The organism is Komagataeibacter kakiaceti JCM 25156 (assembly GCF_000613305.1).
In genome coordinates this window covers 1-2,000 of the sequence record NZ_BAIO01000437.1, presented here as the reverse complement: position 1 = coordinate 2,000, position 2,000 = coordinate 1, and the positions used below count along the sequence as shown (strand labels likewise).

Sequence of the window (2,000 nt, the reverse complement as noted above, 5' to 3'; positions counted from 1 at the left end):
AGCACATCCGGCGCCCAGGGGGCGACGGCGGCGGCAAGACGGCCCATGGCGATCTGCCAGGCGTCGGCGTTCCGCATCAGGGTCGAAATATCGTAGAACAGGATACCGGGCTTGGGAAAATCCGGGATGTTACGGATGTATTGTTTCAGGTCGATCTTGGCGGTCGTCATGATCGGTGCGCAGTCCCCGTTGCGTGGTCATACCAAATCCGGGACATGCGTGCCCCGTTCACGAAAATGTCGCCCTGTGGACGGCTCCCCGCTGTAGCCGCCACACGCCGGGGGGACAAGCCCACCCGCGACGGTTCCACGAGCTTTGGACCCTGACCCACGGCCGGAAGCATGATGGAAGATTTTATTCCTGCACCCCTTCGCCCGCACCGGGCCGGGCCGGGCGCAGCAGCACCATGATCAGCATGATCGCGGCCCCCATCAGCATCACGCCCGCCATGGGAATGGGCGAATTGGCGGGCAGCATGCCCACGAACGCACCGGCGACCGCGCCCAGAACGTATTGCAGCGTGCCGACAAAGGCCGACGCACTGCCCGCGAAGCGCGGATGGTCCGCCAGCGCCCCCACCGTCGCGTTGGGGCCGATGATGCCGGTGGTGCCCAGTGAGACCATCATGGCCAGGATCAGGCAGCCCAGCATCCATAACGGCGGGTGGCCGCCATGCTGCGTGGCGAAGGTGATGACGATGGCCATCGCGGTCGTGGCGATGGTGCCCAGCACCGCGACCCCCACCGAAACGCCCAGGATGCGGGAGGCGTCGATCCGCCCCACCAGCACGCCATTGAGCTGCGAGGCCCCGATCATGCACACGGCGAATACGCCGAACATCATGCCGAAATGCGCGGGCGAAAGCCCGAACTGGTTGATGAACACCGAAGCGCGGCCGAAAGATAGGTAAACGACATGAAGCACGAGAAACCCGCGATCATCGCATGGGTGATGAACCCGCGGTCACGCGCCAGCATCACGTAGCGGCTGAACAGGGTCACGGGGGAAAATTCGCTACGGTTCGCGGGCTGCAGTGTCTCGGGCAGGACGCGCCAGATCAGGCCGATACAGATCAGCCCGTACACCGCCGAGGCCCAGAAGATCGACCGCCACGACGCGATCGACAGCACCATGCCCCCCAGTGTCGGGGCCAGGATGGGCACGACGCCCATCACCAGCACCAGCCGCGACATGAGGCGGGCGGATTCATTGCCATGCGACATGTCACGCACGCAGGCGCTGGGGATGATGAGACTGGCGGACGCGCCCAGCGACGCGATCAGGCGGAACAGCGAAAAGGTGGGAATGTCCCGCGCCATCGCGCACCCGACGGAGGCCAGCGTATAGACGATGGTCCCCGCCAGCATGGGCAGGCGGCGACCGAACCTGTCCGATAGCGGCCCCATGGTGATCTGCCCGATCGCCAGCCCGACGAACCAGACCGCCAGCGTCATCTGCGCGGAGCCCGCGCGGCCATGCAGCGTGGTTTCCAGCTCCGGGAAGGCGGGCAGGTATATGTCGGTGGAGACAGGCCCGACCGCAGTCAGGAACCCGAGCAGGATCGCGATCCAGCCCATGGGGCGGACAGTCGAGTCCGGCGCGGGGGTTTCTGCTGGCCGGCCCGCCATTGCGGATGACCCCATGAGGCACTCCAGTATTGAAAGGATTGTCGGGACTACTAGACCAGCAGTCTCGTGCTTTTCACCATCTAATTAAGGCATTTCTGCAATTCGTTATTCCTATACCCAGCCACCGCGCATCCGCCGCATGAGCCATAGCCCCACCAGCGCGGACAGGCCGAACAGCACCGCCGCCACCCCCAGACGGTCGGCACTCCCCAGCCGCATGCCCGTACCCACCAGCACGAACACGATGGTCTGGGGCAGGCTGCCCAGCACGGTCGCCAGGGCGAAGGACGCGGCCCGCACCCCCAGCATGCCCGACGCCAGGTTGAGCAGAAGGGCCGAGCCAACCGGCATGAGCCGCAGCCATCAGCACCG

1 protein-coding gene and 2 pseudogenes are annotated in these 2,000 nt (G+C 65.6%); all 3 read right to left on the bottom strand.

The window, feature by feature from the left end:
• Positions 1-170, bottom strand: a pseudogene (locus JCM25156_RS31395) (adenine phosphoribosyltransferase); the annotation flags it as partial.
• Positions 171-354: 184 nt separating this feature from the next.
• Positions 355-1,643 (bottom strand): annotated as a pseudogene (locus JCM25156_RS24970) (multidrug effflux MFS transporter).
• 96 nt (positions 1,644-1,739) lie between these two features.
• Positions 1,740-1,979, bottom strand: a complete 240-nt coding sequence (locus tag JCM25156_RS14945) for a TVP38/TMEM64 family protein (RefSeq protein ID WP_025813707.1) — start codon at positions 1,977-1,979, stop codon at positions 1,740-1,742.
• Positions 1,980-2,000: the final 21 nt, after the last annotated feature.